Origin of the sequence: Halomonas sp. BN3-1 (assembly GCF_003056325.1) — a bacterium.
GTDB lineage: Bacteria > Pseudomonadota > Gammaproteobacteria > Pseudomonadales > Halomonadaceae > Halomonas > Halomonas litopenaei.
Map to the genome: position 1 here is coordinate 90,629 of NZ_PYVV01000012.1, position 15,957 is coordinate 106,585.

Consider the following 15,957-nt stretch of genomic DNA (forward strand, 5'->3'; position numbering starts at 1 on the left):
GCCAAGTCACGTTCTATGATACACAAGAGATAGTCACCTAAGGTAAGCCTGCCTTTCATCTTGCGTCAGGGACTCGACCCTTCGCTCTCAAGGAAGCGACCCACACCTCCATGCGCCTGCCCGATCTCAGTCTTGATGCCTTCCGTCGCCAGCTGGCGAGCGTCGACGCCTTGCCGCAACTGTGCGTGCTGGGGGTGGTGACGGGGCTGATCACCGGCAGTCTGATGGTGGTCTTCCGGCTGGCGTTGATGGTCGGCGCCATGCTGGTGATGCCCTACGACGATCCCGAAGCCTTCGAGCAGTTGTCTACCGGCCTGCGCATGGTGCTGCCGATCATCGCGGTGACGGTGATTGGTGTGCTGCTATGGCGTCAGCCACTGGCTGCCCGCAAGATCGGCGTCAGCCATGTGATCGAACGCCTGACCTATCACCAGGGCCGCTTTCCGCTGCGCAACTGGTTGAACCAGTGGTGGGTGGGGGTGGTGTCGGTGGTCGGGGGGCTATCTGCCGGGCGCGAAGGCCCGGCGATCCACCTGGGCGCCGCCGCCTCCAGTGGCCTCGGCCAACTGCTGCGCCTGCCCCACAACAGCCTGCGGGTGCTGGTGGCCTGCGGCACCGCGGCAGGTATCGCCGCCTCCTTCAATACGCCCATCGCCGGGGTCATCTTCGCCATGGAGGTGGTGATGATGGAATACACCATCGTTGGCTTCATGCCGGTCATCCTGGCGGCCTGCATGGGAGCCCTGGTCTCCCAGCTGGTCTATGGCGCTGACCCTGCCTTCGCGGTTCCCGATCTGTCCATGGGCTCGCTGTTCAATATCTACTGGATCGCCGCCATGGCCTTCGGTATCGGTCTGCTGGCGGGTCTGTTCATCCATGTCTCGCGCTCGGAGCGCATCGCCAGTCTGCCGCTGTGGTGGCGCCTGGCACTGGTCGGTGCCCTGGCGGCGCTACTGGCCTGGTGCTACCCCCAGGTCCAGGGCATCGGCTACGACAGCCTGTCCGATGCGCTGTTCAATCGTTTGACGCTGGATATTCTGATGGCGCTGGTGCTGGGCAAGCTGCTGCTGACTGCCTTCGCGGTAGGCTGCGGAGTGCCGGTGAGCATCATCGGCCCGGTGCTGGTGGTGGGCGCGGCCGCCGGGGCGCTGTTCGGCATTGCCGGGGGCTGGATGTGGCCGGACAAGGCCGCAGACCCTGGGCTATTCGCGATGATCGGCATGGCGGCGATGATGGGGGCGGTGCTGCAGGCGCCGCTGGCGGCGCTGATGGCCCTGCTCGAACTGACCCATATGCCGCATATTCTGTTGCCGGGCATGCTGGCGGTGGTGGTGTCCTGCCTGACCGCGCGCCAGCTGTGTCGCTGTGACGGCTTCTTTATCAGCGTCAAGCGCCATGGTCTGCACCCCCTTCAGCAACCGTTGATGCAGGCGTTGTCGCGGGTGTCGGTGCCGGCGGTGATGGAGCGCAGCCTGGTGCGCACCAGGCGACGGATCTCGGAGACCCAGGCTCGGGCATTGCTCGAGGCCAAACCGGTGTGGATCATCATCGAACGTTCCACCGACGACAAGCCGACCCTGGCGCTGAAGGCGGCCGACCTGGCGCGTTATCTGCTCGAGCAGCAGGAGCAGCAGGAACAGCGGGAGAAACAGGAACACAAGGCGGCGCCGGAAGATCAACGCGAAGCCAGCGACGACAATGCTGCCATGGATGTGTTGATGGACACGGGGGGCGCCCCCGGCGGCCAGGCGGATGTCATCGCGGGCAAGAACGTCGATCGCTCGCCACCGCCGGTGTCACCAGCGGCGGCCAGCCCCGATGAAGACAAGGAGGCGTTGCTGGACCTGCTGGAAATCCCCGGCCAGCGACTGGACCTGGTGGCCATCCACTTGCAGGCGACCCTGACCGAGGCGCTGAACGTGCTGAACGAAAGCAAGGTGGATGGACTCTACGTGGAACACGGCTATCGACCGAAGCAGAAGCGAATTTCCGGTATCATCACCCGGGATGCCATTGAGCGGTACTACCGCCTGTCTGATCCATCCACAGCCTGAGGAGTCGCCATGTATCTGTGGATAAAAGCCTTTCACCTGATGTCGATCGTGACCTGGTTCGCCGCCATGTTCTATCTGCCACGGCTCTACGTGTACCACGCCATGGCCCGGGACAAGGGCGAGTACGCCAGCATGGATACCTTCATGGTGATGGAACGCAAGCTCTATCGCGGCATCATGACACCTTCGATGGTGGCGGTATTGCTGCTGGGGGCACTGCTGGTGTGGTTGAACCCGGCCCTGATGAGCCAGGGCTGGCTGCACGCCAAGCTGGCGCTGGTGGTGGCGCTGGTGGCCTATCACCATGTCTGCCTGATCTACCTGAAGCAGCTGGCCGAGGATCGTTGCCGTCGCAGTGCCACCTTCTTTCGTGTGTTCAATGAACTGCCGGTGCTGGCACTGGTGGCTATCGTGATTCTGGCCGTGGTGAAACCCTTTTGAATAGCCTGAGTCCTTCGACTTCGCCCCACCTGCCGATGGTGCTGGTGCTGGCCGGGCATGACCCGACCGGCGGTGCCGGCCTGGTGGCCGATGCCGAGAGCGTGGCCGCCTGCGGAGGCTGGGCGCTGACCGTGCCTACCGCACTGACGGTACAGGACCTCGTCGACGTCCAGGCGGTTCACCCGGTGCCGGCCTCGACCATTCGCCAGGCGGCCGCAGCGCTGGAGAGCCTGCCGATCGCGGCGATCAAGATCGGTTTGATCGCCGACCTCGAGGCGCTGGACGCGGTGGTCGATGTGGTGCGCCGCCGGCCCGGTGTGCCGGTGGTTGCCGATCCGGTGCTCAAGGCGGGGGGCGGATCACCGCTTGCGACCCAGGAGCTGATCGACGCCTACTTCGAGCGTCTGCTGCCGAGGGTCGATATCCTGACCCCCAATCGCGACGAACTGGCACGCCTGGCCGGGCTCGACTACCAGGATGATACCGAGCGCTGTGTCAGTCTGATGCACCAGGGCTGCCAGGCGGTGCTGGTGACCGGCACCGATGATCCCCAGGGCCAGACGGCCAAGGGGCGTGTCGCCCATACCCTGCATACTCCGGACAGCGATCGTCAGTGGACCTGGCCCCGCTTGCCGGCGACCTTCCATGGTTCCGGTTGTACCCTGGCCGCTGCCGTGGCTACGCGACTGGCGGCGGGAGAAAGTCTGGTGCAGGCTTGTGAGCAGGCTCAGGTGTTTGCCTGGCAGGCGCTGGCCCATGGCTGGACGCCCGGCCAGGGGCAGTCGTTGCCTCGCCGGCTGTGGAAAATGCCGACGCCGCGCTTTTCGCCGGACGAGGTCAAGGTATGATGGCGACACGGCAGTCGGCATGAGAGACCCCGATCAGCCCCTGTTGGAAGGTATTGGCGCCCAATTCACCGGGTTATCCCATGCCCTCCACAGGGTTATCCACAGGCGGTGTCGCGCTGAATCGATGTCTGTGGCATCGATGATTGAATTTCACTTTTGGGCAAAGAGGTTGCCATGACCACATCCGCTGAGCTCTTCGAACAGGCCTGTCGGCACATTCCCGGTGGCGTCAACTCACCGGTGCGCGCGTTCAAGGGGCTGCATCGTCCGCCGGTGTTCATGGAGAGCGCAAAGGGCGCCTACCTTTTCGATGTCGAAGGAAAGCGCTACGTCGACTACGTGGGCTCCTGGGGACCGATGATCACCGGCCATGCCGATCCCGACGTGCTGGGCGCGGTGCGCGAGCGCCTCGACAAGGGCCTGTCCTTCGGTACCCCGACCGCGGTCGAGACCACCATGGCGGAGCTGATCTGCGAGATCATCCCGAGCATCGAGATGGTGCGCATGACCAACTCGGGCACCGAGGCGACCATGTCGGCGATTCGCCTGGCCCGTGGTTTTACCGGGCGGGACAAGATCGTCAAGTTCGAGGGCAACTACCATGGCCACAGCGATTCGCTGCTGGTCAAGGCGGGGTCCGGCGCGCTGACTCACGGTGAGCCCAGTTCTCCCGGGGTGCCTGCCGCTCTGGCCGAACATACCATCACGCTGTCCTACAATGACATCGACGAGGTGGAGCGCTGTTTCGAGGAGATCGGCAGTCAGATCGCCTGCATCATCGTCGAGCCGGTGGCCGGCAACATGAACTGCATCCCGCCGAGCGCCGACTTCCTCAAGACCCTGCGCCAGGTCTGTGACCGCCACCAGAGCGTGCTGATCTTCGACGAGGTGATGACCGGTTTCCGTGTCGCCCTGGGGGGCGCCCAGGCGCACTTCGGCGTGACCCCGGATCTGACCTGTCTCGGCAAGATCGTCGGTGGCGGCATGCCGGTGGGTGCCTTCGGTGGCAGCCGCGAGATCATGAGCGAACTATCGCCGCTGGGGCCGGTGTACCAGGCCGGCACCCTGGCCGGTAATCCGCTGGCCATGGCGGCGGGGGTGGCACTGCTGACCAAGCTGAAAGAGCCGGGCTTTCACAAGGCCCTGGCGCAGCGTGTCGAGACCCTGTGCAACGGGCTTGAAAGCCGGGCACGCGAGGCTGGTATCGACATGATCACCCAGCGCGTGGGAGGGATGTTCGGGGTATTCTTCACCGCCCAGAGCAGCGTCGAGAACTTTGCCCAGGCCACCGCCTGTGACGCCGATGCCTTCCGCCGTTTCTTCACCGCCATGCTCGAGCAGGGAGTCTACCTGGCGCCGTCGGCCTACGAGGCTGGCTTCATGTCCAGTGCACACACGCCGGAGGATATCCAGGTGACCCTGGACGCTGCCGAGAAAGCCTTCGCCCAGATGACGACCCAGGCCTGACAGGAGCCGACCATGACTGGCAATGACGCCGCTTCGCCGGACACCGCGCTGGAGCCATTTACCCTGGAAGAACTGCTGGACGCGCTGGCCGAGTTTCACGCCGAGCCGTTGCCGCCGGAGAGCGATTTGCCGGAACCGCTGACGGTGCTCAAGCACCGCAGCGAGGCCGAGTTCTCGGCCTGTCGATCACTGCTGACCGGGGACGAGGACGTCGAGCGCCTGGACGCCCTCAAGGTGTGGCTGGATCAGGAATTCGATCGTCTCGCTCCGATCATCGAGGTGCGCAAGGATCGCCTGCGTCCCAGCCGTTGGTACATGGAGTACTCCGACGTACGTCTGTGTGACAACGGGCGTCTGGTGGTCGCCCAGAGTGCCGCCCAGGATCCCAAGCCCTTCGACTATCCCGAGATGGCAGATCCCGGCCATGACCTGGCGAGTCTCAGGGTGGAACTCGAACTGCGTGGCGAGATGACGCTCTCCCATCAGGCGCTGGATGGCTATCTACGTCGCAGTGGCGACTACGAGCTGGCACGGATCCTGTCACTGTTGCAGGTCATCGAGTCCATGGCGGGCATGCGCCGCGCGCTGCAGCGTCGCCAGGTGAGCGGCCAGGAGCGTCCGTCGCTGATGGCCGAGACCATGAACAGTTTCCGCCGCTACCTGACCCTGGCGGAGCGCCACGCGGAGTTCCGCTTTCCGCCGCTGGTGATCGGCGTCGGGGTGTCGGGCAGCGGCAAGAGCCGCTTCACCCGTACCCTGGTGGGACGCCAGGGTGCGGTGCGACTGAGCTCCGATGTTCAGCGACTGGTGCTGCATGGATTCAATCCACAACAGGGTAGTGACGATCTGCCTGTGGATATCTATACCCGCGAGGCCACCGACAAGACCTACCAGCGCCTGGCCGCCTGCGCCGGGATTCTGCTGGACGCCGGTTACATGGTCTGTGTCGACGGCACCTTCCTCGAGCGCAAGCAGCGCGAGCTGTTGCGCTGGCAGGCCGAGGCCCGGGGACTGCCGGTGCTGCTGGTAAGCTTCGAGGCCGACGACGAAACGCTAAGACGTCGCATCAGCAAACGTGCGGTGCGCAATGAGCGGGACGAATCGTTGAGCCTGGCGGTGCTGGCGGCACAGCAGGACGCGTTCGAAGACTTCACCGACGAGGAACGCCTGCACCTGGTGCGGCTGGACAGCACGGCCGACAACGCGGCGGAGACCTTGGCCAGCCTGATCGAAGAGCACATACGCGTGTTGTAAGAGACCAGCCTGGTATCTTTCTCCACCAACAAGGACGCCGGCATCGCCGGCGTCCTTGTTGGCTGCACCTGTGTTGTCGATGCAGTCGCTTCATTCCGTTGCTCGATCTCGGCCGAAAGGCGTCAGTGCCTCGTCGTTCCGGGGCTCGGTCGTCGAGCCTTAGCGTGTCGCAGTGGAGCGTCGAGGTGGCGGCGCGCCGAGATTCTGGCGTGCCCAGTTGACCGCCTGCAGGCGATTGCTGACGCGAATCTTCTTGAACACGTTGTACAGGTGAGACTTTACGGTGTGTTCGCTGACGCACAGGCGTTCGGCAATTTCCATGTTGGAGGCGCCGGAGCCCAGCAGTCCGATGATCTCCATCTCGCGCTGGGTCAGGCCACAGGCCGGTCGATAGGCATTGAGCTGCTGGCGGCGGGAGAACTCGATCAGGCGAGTCATCAGCGAGCGCGACATCCACAGATCGTCGGTCTCGAACAGCTTGGCGATGCCCTTGCAGATACTGTCGAGGCTGTCCTGACGATAGAAAACTCCTCGCAGGTGCATGAAGGACAGCACCTCCAGCGCATGTTCTTCGTCACGCAGGTTGAAGGCGGTGAGCAACAGGCCGCTGTGGCGTGCGCTGACGTCCTGCCAATGCTGCATGGCGGCGTCGTCGACGTGGTCGGCGTCCATCAATACCAGCACCTGCTGACTGTCATCGATTTCGATGGTGTCGGCGGGGGCGGCGATGGAGACAGGGCAGTGGAATTGGTCCTTGATATAGTTGATGAAGAGCAGTGACTGAGGGTTGTGGTCAGTCACCAGCACTATCTGTCCTGTGTTGTTGCTCATCGTCGTGTCTCCGTGCACCCGCAGACGCCTGCTGACAGGGATGGGTATGACTAGTAAGTGGTGACCATTATGGGCCTATTTCATTCATTTTGTAAGGTTCTGTAACTACTGCACAGTAAAGTTAGGCTTAATACACGGTTGTACCGAAATATTTCATACCTTGGTCCTAGAAAATAGCGAATTTTCGGACAGTTTCCCGGTATTTTTTGAATCTTTTTTCCAACTTTGTGCTTAAACGGCATTCAAACCGCGCATGATAGAGTATAGGCAAACATGCCGGCATAGTGCCGACGTGTCTTCTATCGAACTACCCATCAAGAGCGACGCCATGAGTCAACTTACCGAACTGGTGCTGGCCAGTGGAAACGCCGGCAAGCTCAAGGAACTGGGCGCGCTGCTGGCGCCACTGGGCATCAAGGTTCACGCCCAGTCGGAGTTTGCCGTTCCCGAGGTCGAGGAAACGGGACTGACCTTTGTCGAAAATGCACTGCTCAAGGCGAGGGAAGCCAGCCGTATCAGCGGCCTGCCGGCGCTGGCCGACGACTCCGGGCTCGACGTGGATGCACTCGATGGTCGCCCCGGTATCTATTCCGCCCGCTTTGCCGGTGAACCCAAGGACGACGGTCGCAATAACGACAAGTTGCTCGAGGCCATGGCCGAGGTGCCCGAGGGGAGTCGTGGTGCCAGCTACTGGTGCGTGCTGGTGCTGCTCGAGCATCCCGAGGATCCAGTGCCACTGATCGTCCAGGCCGACTGGCGTGGCGAGATCCTGGCCCATCCGCGCGGTGAGGGCGGCTTTGGCTATGACCCACTGTTCTGGCTGCCGGATCAGGGCGCCAGCGCCGCTGAACTCGGCGCGGCGGAGAAGAACCGACTGAGTCATCGCGGTCGCGCCCTCTCGGCGCTGCTGCTCGAACTCGAGCGTCGGTCGAGTTCGTGATGGTGTCTCGTCTTCCGCCGCTGGCGCTGTATGTCCATGTGCCCTGGTGCGTGCGCAAGTGTCCCTACTGTGACTTCAATTCCCACGGTGTCGGGCGCGGCGCCGAACTCCCCGAAGAGGCCTATCTGGCGGCTTTGATCGACGACCTGCGCAGCGATGCCAGGCTTGCCGACGGACGCGAGCTGGTCAGCATCTTCATCGGCGGCGGCACGCCGAGTTTGATGTCTGGAGATTTCTATCGCCGATTGCTGGATACGGCGAGCCAGCTGGTGCCTTTCGCCTCGGATATCGAAGTTACGCTGGAAGCCAACCCGGGGACGCTGGAGCGTGGCCGCTTTGCCGACTATCGCCGTGCCGGCATCAACCGGCTGTCGCTTGGCGTGCAGAGTTTTCACGACGAACAGCTCTCGGCGCTGGGTCGTATCCATGGCGGTGAGGACGCCGAGCGTGCCTTCGATGAGGCTCGCCGAGCCGGATTCGACAATCTCAATCTGGACTTGATGCATGGCTTGCCGGGGCAGACCCCGGAGCTCGCGCTTGCTGACCTGGAGCGGGCCATCACGCTGGCGCCGGAACACCTGTCCTGGTATCAGCTGACGCTGGAGCCCAATACCGAGTTTCATGCCAAGCCACCGCGGCTACCGGAAGAAGAGGTGCTGTGGGATATCCAGGACCTGGGCCACGAGCGTCTCGAGGCGGCAGGGTTTCAACGCTATGAGATCTCGGCCTACTCGAAGCCCGGGCGTCGGGCGCGTCACAACCTCAACTACTGGCGCTTCGGCGACTATCTGGGGATCGGCGCCGGTGCCCACGGCAAGATCAGCCAGCCGGGCGAGTCGGGCTTCCACATCGAGCGTCGCTGGAAGACTCGCCAGCCCGAGGCTTACCTGCGGCGACATCGGGACCCACGGGGTTTCGTGGCCGGTCATCGGCGGGTGAAGCCCGACGAGGTGGCGCTGGAATTCGCGATGAACGCACTGAGACTGGTCGACGGGGTATCGCTGGATACCTGGTGTGCACACACAGGACGCTCTGTGGCAGAGTTGTCGCCAAAGATCGACAAGGCGCGTGAAAAGGGACTTATTGTGCAAGACGCCGCCAGGGTTCAAGCTTCTGCGCAAGGTCTATTATTCTTGAACGACCTTTTGACCCTGTTCAGCGAAGACTGAAAGGGATGATGTACCACATGGAAGGAGACGTTGACGCCATGAGCAGCAAGACTCGACTGATCGCCCCGCTGGCAGCCGCCGTGATTCTGGCTGGCTGCTCCACAACGGATCCTAATACTGGCCAGACCGATCGCAACAACACCGGCATTGGCGCCGCTGTGGGTGCCGCCGTCGGTGCCGCAGCCGGCGCCATCAGTGGCGACGGCAGCACCAGCAAGCGTGACCGTGCCTTGATTGGTGCCGCCGCGGGTGCCGCCGTGGGCGGTGGTATCGGTGTCTATATGGATCGCCAGGAAGAACAGCTGCGTCAGAGCATGCAGGGCACCGGAATCGGCGTGGAGCGCCAGGGTGACAACATCGTGCTCAACATGCCGAGCAGCGTGACCTTCGGCTTCGATTCCTCTGATCTGACCGGTGGTGCCACCAGTGCCCTTAACGACGTGGCCAACGTGCTGACCCAGTATCCGGAAACCCGCGTCAATATCGCCGGCCACACCGACTCTACCGGCGACGCCAGCTACAACCAGCGTCTGTCCGAGCGTCGTGCTCAGTCGGTGGGCAGCTACCTCCAGGGGCAGGGTGTCGCCTCCGGTCGTCTGTATGTGAGCGGCTACGGTGAAAACCAGCCGATCGCCAGCAACAACACCGAAGAAGGTCGCGCCCAGAATCGTCGCGTCGAGATTACCCTGACGCCGACCGGCCAGCAGGGGTAAGGCGACTCGGCTGCCTGTGTGAGGGAGGCCCGCCACCTCGGTGGGTTCTCTCGCTTGCGTCGATAGCCCGTAGCTGAAGTCGCGACGTTGCAGCGACTGCAACGGCAAGGCCCGCACCTCTCGACAGAGGCGCGGGCCTTTTCGATACTTGCCTATCTCTTCATTCCTGCCCGGTCTCTCCAGGACCCTCTAGATATCTCCTGGACTCGCTAGATCTCTCGTGGTCTTGTCTGGCCTGGTCTGGTCTGGTCTGGTCTGGTCTGGCCCAGCCCTGCTGCTGCCCCAACCTTGGTCACAGCGCTATCTGGCGACGGCTCAATGATATTCAACGGCTCGGGTTCGTGGGGGTACAGCGTACCTACTCGGATAAAGCCCAATGTCTGTCATGAGTCCATACGTCTGCACGCAGACCCCTACTTGCTGTTATCGTAAAGCCATCGACTCGGCGAACGATTTTCGCCCCACGACCAGGTCAGACCATCCATGCTTTCCTATCAGCACGCCTATCATGCCGGCAATTTCGCCGACGTTCATAAACACTTGTGGCTTTACGCCACGATCGATCACCTATTACGTAAAGATAGTGCCATTACGTTTATAGATACTCACGCCGGGCGAGGAAGCTATCCGTTGGCGGCTGAAGAAACCGCGCGGCTCAAGGAGTACCAGACGGGCGTCAAGCGCTTGTGGGACAGCCGCACCGAGACGGGCAAGGCGGGCGCACAGAATCCACTGCTGACGACCTGGCTTGAGGCGATCGACTCCGTTCAGCCGCGCCCGCAGCAATTGACCCACTACCCGGGCTCGCCCTGGTGGCTGGGTCATCGGCTGCGTGATCAGGACCGATTGACCCTGTTCGAGTTGCACCCGGGTGAGCACGGCCACCTGGCCCGGCAGTCACTGGCAGGCGAAGGGCAGCAGGCGAATATTCGACGCGTGCATGGCGACGGCCTGGCCGGGCTCAGGTCACTGCTCCCGGTAAAGACACCGCGGCTGTGCGTGCTGGTCGACCCGAGTTTCGAGCGCAAGTCGGAGTACCAGGAGGTCGCCGAGACCATGATTCATGCCCTCGGCAAGGTCCGCCACGCGGTGCTGCTGCTGTGGTATCCACTGCTGCCCGCCGGGCGCCACCAGGAGCTGTTGGACAGGCTGAGAGCCAGCGGCGTGCGCAAACTATGGCGCAGCGAGGTGATCCTGCACCCCCCGGGTGGGGCGAGTCACGGCATGTACGGCAGCGGGATGCTGGTGGCCAACCCGCCCTGGGGTGTCAGCGACAGCATGCAGGCCGCCATCGCTGACTGGCTGCCGCTGCTCGGTGACGCAGCGCGCCACGAGCAGCGCTGGTGGGTCGAGGAGTAGCGCCTGGTCGTCGGTGATCTGGCCAGACGCCAATCGGGTCATGGTGCCTCGAACATCAAGCGAAAGCCCACCGGTGAGGTTCGGTCGATGGATGAGAGGCCGGCGATTTCCTGCAAGGCGGCGATGCCGTCCTCGAAGCCCAGCGATTCTGCGCTTAGCCATACCGGCTGATCCGATACCACCAGCCAGCGTGTGTCGGCGAGTCTTGCCACCAGTACCTGGGCCTCCTGCTCGGTCGACGCCGAGCCGAGACTGATATCGACCGGGATACTGGTCGCCAGGGTCTCGCCTACGTCAAGTGAATCGAAGCTGGAGGTATCTACCTGGGCCGAGATCGCGAAGCTGGCCGCGGCCAGCAGGTGCTCGAGCATCCGTTCATCACGGATATCGATGCCCGTGTCCAGCGATTCTGTGGCCACCTCGATGGTGACCTTGCCGTTATCGTCGATATCGCCGGACAGACCGTCCAGGTGGTGGGTCTCACCTATGCTCTGGTTTTTCACCGAGCCGAACCACAGGCGTGAATCGTCACCGGACAGCTGCCAGTCCGCCAGGGCGGAAAGCGAGACGCTGCCTAGCGCCATTGCGACAACCAGGGGAAGAGCTTTCATGGGGACTCCTGTGGGCAAGGGGGCACTGCCCACAGTGTAGCGGGTATGACAGATGCCCTGGACGAGCCCTCGGTCCGGCCGGCCGGGGGGCGGATGCCTGGCACCAGTGATGGCGGACGCCTAAGGCGCCCCATGTCGGCGCCAGGCGTGGCTTCGCCATCACTGAAGGGATGGCGAGGCGATCGCTGGCGCATGAACGTCGGTAAGTGCTCGCTATCGGTGAAGCGTCTGTTTTAAAGGCTTTTGTGCATTTTCAGGCATTCACTTGCCGATACAGAAGCTGCCGAAGATCTCACCCAGCAGATCGTCGGCGCTGAACTCGCCGGTGATCTCCCCCAGCGCCTGCTGGGCATCACGCAGGTCCTCGGCCAGCAGCTCGCCCGCGCCATAGCCTTCGAGTTGTGCATGGCCGTTGTCGAGGGCCTCGCGGGCGCGGTCAAGGGCGTCCAGGTGACGACGCCGAGCCGAGAAGCGGCCTTCGGTGGTGGACTGAAAGCCCATGATCTCCTTGAGGTGAGACTTGAGGTTATCCACACCCTGGCGTGATCTGGCGGAGAGCCGCAGCGTAGGAGGTGTTGTGGATAAATCGAGTCCCGGTGCTTCACCGCTCTGGTCCACCTTGTTGCGCACCAGGGTCAAGCGTGAGGCGTCCGGCAGGCGCTCGACGAATTCCGGCCAGATGGCCATGGGGTCGGTGGCCTCGGTGGTGGTGGCGTCCACCAGCAGCAGGACCCGGTCGGCCTTCTCGATTTCGCTCCAGGCGCGGGCCACGCCGATCTTTTCCACCGCGTCGGGGGTGTCGCGCAGGCCGGCGGTGTCGATGATGTGCAGCGGCATGCCGTCCAGATGGATATGTTCTCGCAACACGTCCCGGGTGGTGCCCTCGATATCGGTGACGATGGCGGTGTCCTGTTCGGTCAGCGCATTGAGCAGGCTCGACTTGCCGGCATTGGGCCGTCCGGCGATGACCACGCTCATGCCCTCGCGCATCAGTGCGCCCTGGCCGGCACTGCGACGCACCTCGGCGAGCTCCGTCATGAGCGCGCCAAGCTTGGCCGCGACATGGCCATCGGCGAGGAAGTCGATCTCCTCCTCGGGGAAGTCGATGGCCGCCTCGACGTACATGCGCAGCTCGATCAGGCCCTGGACCAGCGACTGCACGCGGGTGGAGAACTCGCCCTGCAAGGAGCGCAAGGCATTTTCGGCGGCGCCACGGGAGCTGGCGTCGATCAGATCGGCGATGGCCTCGGCCTGGGCCAGGTCGAGCTTGTCATTGAGAAAGGCGCGCTCGGAGAACTCACCCGGGCGGGCCAGCCGTGCCCCCAGCGCCACACAGCGCTCGAGCAGCATGTCCATGATCACCGGGCCGCCGTGACCCTGAAGTTCCAGCACGTCTTCGCCGGTGAAGGAGTGTGGCCCTTCGAAAAACAGCGCGATGCCTTCATCGATTACCCCGTTATCGCCCCTGAACGGTCCGTAGAAGGCCTGGCGCGCGTCCGGTACCTGGCCCAGCATGGCGCTGGCAATCGCGCCACAGGCGGGCCCCGAGACGCGTATGATGCCGACGCCGCCCCGACCCGGCGGCGTGGCGAGGGCGCAGATGCTGTCCTGGGTGTAGAGAGGCGTGGTCATGGTCAGACTCCTTGATGATCGGGCGTATTGTCAGGCGCAGCGCCTGGCTTTGCCAGTCCGGCTGGTGTGGCCAACGGCTGTGGCCAGAGGTGCGGGCCCTGAAACGCCAGACCCCCGCCGAAGCGGGGGTCTGGAAGCGTCATGCATGAGGACTTACTTGGTGTTCATGCCCTTGCCGACGCTGGGGTCTTCCTCGATCTTGCGGGTGATCACGTACTGCTGAATGATCGAGATGCAGTTGTTGCACACCCAGTAGATGACCAGACCGGCCGGGAACCACAGGAAGAAGAAGGTGAAGACGATCGGCAGCATCTTCATGATCTTCGCCTGCATCGGGTCCGGAGGCGTCGGGTTGAGCATCTGCTGAACGAACATGGAGGCGCCCATCAGGATCGGCAGGACGAAGTAGGGGTCCTTCACCGACAGGTCCTGGATCCACAGCATGAAGGGCGCGTGACGCAGTTCCACGGACTCCAGCAGCATCCAGTACAGCGCGATGAACACCGGCATCTGTATCAGGATCGGCAGACAGCCGCCCAGCGGATTGATCTTTTCCTTCTGGTAGAACTTCATCATCTCCTGGGACATCTTCTGGCGGTCGTCGCCGAAGCGTTCCTTGAGACGCTGCATTTCCGGGCCAAGCTTGCGCATGCGTGCCATGGACTTGTAGGCCTTGGCAGACAGCGGCCACAGGGCAGCCTTGACCATGATGGTCAGGATGACGATGGACCAGCCCCAGTTGCCGATCAGATCGTGGATGTGATCGAGCAGCCAGAACAGCGGATTGGCGATGAACCACAGCCAGCCGAAGTCGACGGTCAGCTCCAGGTTCGGTGCCACGGCCTCAAGCCGCTCCTGCACCTTGGGGCCCATGTAGAGGGTGGCACCCAGGGTGGCGTCGGCTCCCGGTGCCAGGGTCTGGGCCTGGCCGGCGAAGGCGGCCACGTTGCGGTCCTGACTGTCGGTGGCGGCGTAGAACAGGTTGTCCTGCTGCTGCGGCGGTACCCAGGCGGAGGTGAAGTAGTGCTGGATGATCGCGACCCAGCCGCCCTCGACCTCGCGGTTCTGGAAGTTGCCTGCCTGGATGTCCTCGAAGTCGATCTTCTCGTAGCGGTTCTCCGGTGAGGAGTACGCCGCGCCGAGGAAGGAGCGCATGCCCATCTTGGGGCCGGTGGACGGATCCGGGTTGTTGTCGCGGGCCAGTTGGCCGATGAAGCGTGCGCTGACCGGCTCCTCTCCAGCGTTGGCAAGCAGGTAGCTGACGTCGACTGCGTAGTCGTCACGACTGAAGGTGAAACGCTTGACGATATCGATGCCATTGACGGTGGCGGTCATGTCCACCTGCAGGCTGTCCTGGCCGTCGGCCAGGCGGTACTCGGTCTTCTCGGGCGAGAAGGCGATACGACCGCTGTTGCCGTCAAGCTGCAGTCCAGAGCGAGCGACGTAGCTCAGGGTGCTGTTGTTGGACAGCAGCACGTAGGGCCGATCCCCATCCTGGCTCATCAGATGCTGGGGGAGGGCGGCGTAGACGATGTCGCCACCCTGGGGGTCGATACGCACGTCGAGGACGTCGGTGATGACCGCAATGAGATCTCGACTGTTGGCAGCGGGCTCGCTGCTGCCGGGCAGCTCGCTGCCGACATCATTGGCCGAGCTGGGTGCCGCCAGGCCTTCCGACGTGGAGGCGTCGGCACCGTTTGAGGTCGCGTTGCTGGTGATCGCCGGAGCATCCGGGGTGCTGGGCGGCTGACCGTAGTCCTGGTTCCACTGCACCATGATCAGGTAGGCGAGCACCGCCAGGGGGATCAGCAGGAGTAGTCGTTTTACGTCCATGAAGGGTCTGCCCGAAGGGAAGTGAACATGCCGATGGCGCCACGCGAGACGCCTACATGAGATACACGAAAGCCTGCCGGAGGCAGGCCAGTATTCGTACGGAAACGTTCCGCGTCGCGAGAGGTGACGTCAAGGGGCCGGAAGAGGGACTCATTCATGCTCGGACGAAGTGTGTTCGGCATTGAAGAGCCTCTTGCTGCTAGTTACGGCTTTGCTTCGGCTGTGACCGAGTGTCACCCCGGGTGTCACTCGCGTGGCGAGGTGTCGTCGATGTCCGCGAGGGACGAGTCGACTTCTCGGCCTCGCGCTCGAGACGACGCCACATGCCGAACAGCTGGCGCAGCACGGTGTCGTTGTCGACCTCGTTGACGCCACGCCTGGCCAGCAAGACGATATCCACGGCGGGAAGTCGATGCTGTGCATGCCGAACGGACTCACGAGCCAGTCGTTTCAGTCGATTGCGATCGACGGCCCGGCGTACGTTCTTCTTGCTGAAGACCAGGCCCAGGCGAGGGTGTCCCAAGTCATTGGGAATCGCCAACGCCATCAGGCCCTTGCCGTGAACCTTGTAGACCGCCCCATCGAACACCTGGCGGTAGTCCCCGGCAGTCAGCAAGCGGCATTGCCGGGGAAAGGTCAGACAGGCCACGAAGGACCTGCGCTTAGGCGCTCAGGCGCTTGCGGCCCTTGGCACGGCGACGTGCCAGAACGGCGCGGCCGTTTTTGGTGGCCATGCGAGCACGGAAGCCGTGCGCGCGCTTGCGCTTGAGAACGCTCGGTTGAAATGTGCGCTTCATAACTCGTT

Annotated in this window: 15 protein-coding genes; 9 read left to right on the forward strand and 6 right to left on the reverse strand. The window is 63.3% G+C overall.

All coding sequences use genetic code 11. The annotated features are described in order from the left end of the window. The first annotated feature begins 110 nt into the window (after positions 1-110). The 5 genes from C9F12_RS16465 (at position 111) to C9F12_RS16490 (ending at position 6,064) form a co-directional block, all read left to right on the forward strand. Positions 111-2,054 carry a chloride channel protein gene (locus C9F12_RS16465; RefSeq protein ID WP_240184281.1) on the forward strand — a complete coding sequence of 648 codons (1,944 nt, stop codon included), beginning with the start codon at positions 111-113 and terminating at the stop codon, positions 2,052-2,054. Between the two features lie 9 nt (positions 2,055-2,063). Then, a complete protein-coding gene (gene hemJ, locus C9F12_RS16475) occupies positions 2,064-2,495 on the forward strand; it encodes a protoporphyrinogen oxidase HemJ (RefSeq protein WP_045992725.1) in 432 nt (143 codons plus the stop codon). Between the two features lie 35 nt (positions 2,496-2,530). Then, positions 2,531-3,343, forward strand: a complete 813-nt coding sequence (locus C9F12_RS16480) for a hydroxymethylpyrimidine/phosphomethylpyrimidine kinase (RefSeq protein WP_108449583.1) — start codon at positions 2,531-2,533, stop codon at positions 3,341-3,343. A 174-nt stretch (positions 3,344-3,517) separates the two neighbouring features. Continuing rightward, complete coding sequence (hemL, locus tag C9F12_RS16485; protein ID WP_045992727.1) at positions 3,518-4,810, forward strand: glutamate-1-semialdehyde 2,1-aminomutase; 1,293 nt, start codon at positions 3,518-3,520, stop codon at positions 4,808-4,810. A gap of 12 nt (positions 4,811-4,822) precedes the next feature. Further along, on the forward strand, positions 4,823-6,064 hold the full coding sequence (locus C9F12_RS16490) for a bifunctional aminoglycoside phosphotransferase/ATP-binding protein (RefSeq protein WP_045992728.1): 1,242 nt from the start codon (positions 4,823-4,825) through the stop codon (positions 6,062-6,064). Positions 6,065-6,223: 159 nt separating this feature from the next. On the opposite strand, the gene C9F12_RS16495 is transcribed toward C9F12_RS16490, so the two are convergent. Continuing rightward, positions 6,224-6,895: a LuxR C-terminal-related transcriptional regulator gene (locus tag C9F12_RS16495; RefSeq protein ID WP_045992729.1), complete on the reverse strand. Its 672-nt coding sequence runs from the start codon at positions 6,893-6,895 to the stop codon at positions 6,224-6,226. Positions 6,896-7,223: 328 nt separating this feature from the next. Here C9F12_RS16495 and rdgB point away from each other — a divergent pair, with 328 nt between their 5' ends. The 4 genes from rdgB (at position 7,224) to rlmJ (ending at position 11,076) form a co-directional block, all read left to right on the forward strand. Next, the gene (gene rdgB, locus C9F12_RS16500) at positions 7,224-7,835 is read left to right on the forward strand and encodes an RdgB/HAM1 family non-canonical purine NTP pyrophosphatase (protein ID WP_108449584.1); all 612 of its coding nucleotides are present in this window, start codon (positions 7,224-7,226) and stop codon (positions 7,833-7,835) included. After that, positions 7,835-9,004, forward strand: a complete 1,170-nt coding sequence (hemW, locus tag C9F12_RS16505) for a radical SAM family heme chaperone HemW (RefSeq protein ID WP_108449585.1) — start codon at positions 7,835-7,837, stop codon at positions 9,002-9,004. Before rdgB ends, hemW begins: the two co-directional genes overlap by 1 nt. Before the next feature lie 38 nt (positions 9,005-9,042). Further along, on the forward strand, positions 9,043-9,717 hold the full coding sequence (locus C9F12_RS16510) for an OmpA family protein (RefSeq protein ID WP_108449586.1): 675 nt from the start codon (positions 9,043-9,045) through the stop codon (positions 9,715-9,717). Between the two features lie 483 nt (positions 9,718-10,200). Then, positions 10,201-11,076, forward strand: coding sequence for a 23S rRNA (adenine(2030)-N(6))-methyltransferase RlmJ (rlmJ, locus tag C9F12_RS16515; RefSeq protein WP_108449587.1), 876 nt, complete (start codon positions 10,201-10,203; stop codon positions 11,074-11,076). Between the two features lie 38 nt (positions 11,077-11,114). On the opposite strand, the gene C9F12_RS16520 is transcribed toward rlmJ, so the two are convergent. From C9F12_RS16520 to rpmH, 5 genes are all read right to left on the reverse strand, one after another. Continuing rightward, complete coding sequence (locus tag C9F12_RS16520; protein ID WP_162816508.1) at positions 11,115-11,687, reverse strand: YceI family protein; 573 nt, start codon at positions 11,685-11,687, stop codon at positions 11,115-11,117. A 261-nt stretch (positions 11,688-11,948) separates the two neighbouring features. After that, a complete protein-coding gene (mnmE, locus tag C9F12_RS16525; RefSeq protein ID WP_108449589.1) occupies positions 11,949-13,319 on the reverse strand; it encodes a tRNA uridine-5-carboxymethylaminomethyl(34) synthesis GTPase MnmE in 1,371 nt (456 codons plus the stop codon). 153 nt (positions 13,320-13,472) lie between these two features. Continuing rightward, a complete protein-coding gene (gene yidC / locus C9F12_RS16530; protein ID WP_108131947.1) occupies positions 13,473-15,152 on the reverse strand; it encodes a membrane protein insertase YidC in 1,680 nt (559 codons plus the stop codon). A gap of 199 nt (positions 15,153-15,351) precedes the next feature. Further along, positions 15,352-15,801 carry a ribonuclease P protein component gene (gene rnpA, locus C9F12_RS16535; protein ID WP_083970680.1) on the reverse strand — a complete coding sequence of 150 codons (450 nt, stop codon included), beginning with the start codon at positions 15,799-15,801 and terminating at the stop codon, positions 15,352-15,354. A 13-nt stretch (positions 15,802-15,814) separates the two neighbouring features. Then, positions 15,815-15,949, reverse strand: coding sequence for a 50S ribosomal protein L34 (gene rpmH, locus C9F12_RS16540; protein WP_008959105.1), 135 nt, complete (start codon positions 15,947-15,949; stop codon positions 15,815-15,817). Positions 15,950-15,957: the final 8 nt, after the last annotated feature.

Bases quoted from the DNA above. Each gene is read 5' to 3' on its own strand.
- yidC (WP_108131947.1), bottom strand. From the start codon at position 15,152: ATGGACGTAAAACGACTACTCCTGCTGATCCCCCTGGCGGTGCTCGCC.
- rpmH (WP_008959105.1), bottom strand. From the start codon at position 15,949: ATGAAGCGCACATTTCAACCGAGCGTTCTCAAGCGCAAGCGCGCGCAC.
- C9F12_RS16520 (WP_162816508.1), bottom strand. From the start codon at position 11,687: ATGAAAGCTCTTCCCCTGGTTGTCGCAATGGCGCTAGGCAGCGTCTCG.
- C9F12_RS16480 (WP_108449583.1), top strand. From the start codon at position 2,531: ATGGTGCTGGTGCTGGCCGGGCATGACCCGACCGGCGGTGCCGGCCTG.
- rlmJ (WP_108449587.1), top strand. From the start codon at position 10,201: ATGCTTTCCTATCAGCACGCCTATCATGCCGGCAATTTCGCCGACGTT.
- rdgB (WP_108449584.1), top strand. From the start codon at position 7,224: ATGAGTCAACTTACCGAACTGGTGCTGGCCAGTGGAAACGCCGGCAAG.
- C9F12_RS16510 (WP_108449586.1), top strand. From the start codon at position 9,043: ATGAGCAGCAAGACTCGACTGATCGCCCCGCTGGCAGCCGCCGTGATT.
- C9F12_RS16495 (WP_045992729.1), bottom strand. From the start codon at position 6,895: ATGAGCAACAACACAGGACAGATAGTGCTGGTGACTGACCACAACCCT.
- C9F12_RS16490 (WP_045992728.1), top strand. From the start codon at position 4,823: ATGACTGGCAATGACGCCGCTTCGCCGGACACCGCGCTGGAGCCATTT.
- mnmE (WP_108449589.1), bottom strand. From the start codon at position 13,319: ATGACCACGCCTCTCTACACCCAGGACAGCATCTGCGCCCTCGCCACG.
- C9F12_RS16465 (WP_240184281.1), top strand. From the start codon at position 111: ATGCGCCTGCCCGATCTCAGTCTTGATGCCTTCCGTCGCCAGCTGGCG.
- hemL (WP_045992727.1), top strand. From the start codon at position 3,518: ATGACCACATCCGCTGAGCTCTTCGAACAGGCCTGTCGGCACATTCCC.
- hemW (WP_108449585.1), top strand. From the start codon at position 7,835: ATGGTGTCTCGTCTTCCGCCGCTGGCGCTGTATGTCCATGTGCCCTGG.
- hemJ (WP_045992725.1), top strand. From the start codon at position 2,064: ATGTATCTGTGGATAAAAGCCTTTCACCTGATGTCGATCGTGACCTGG.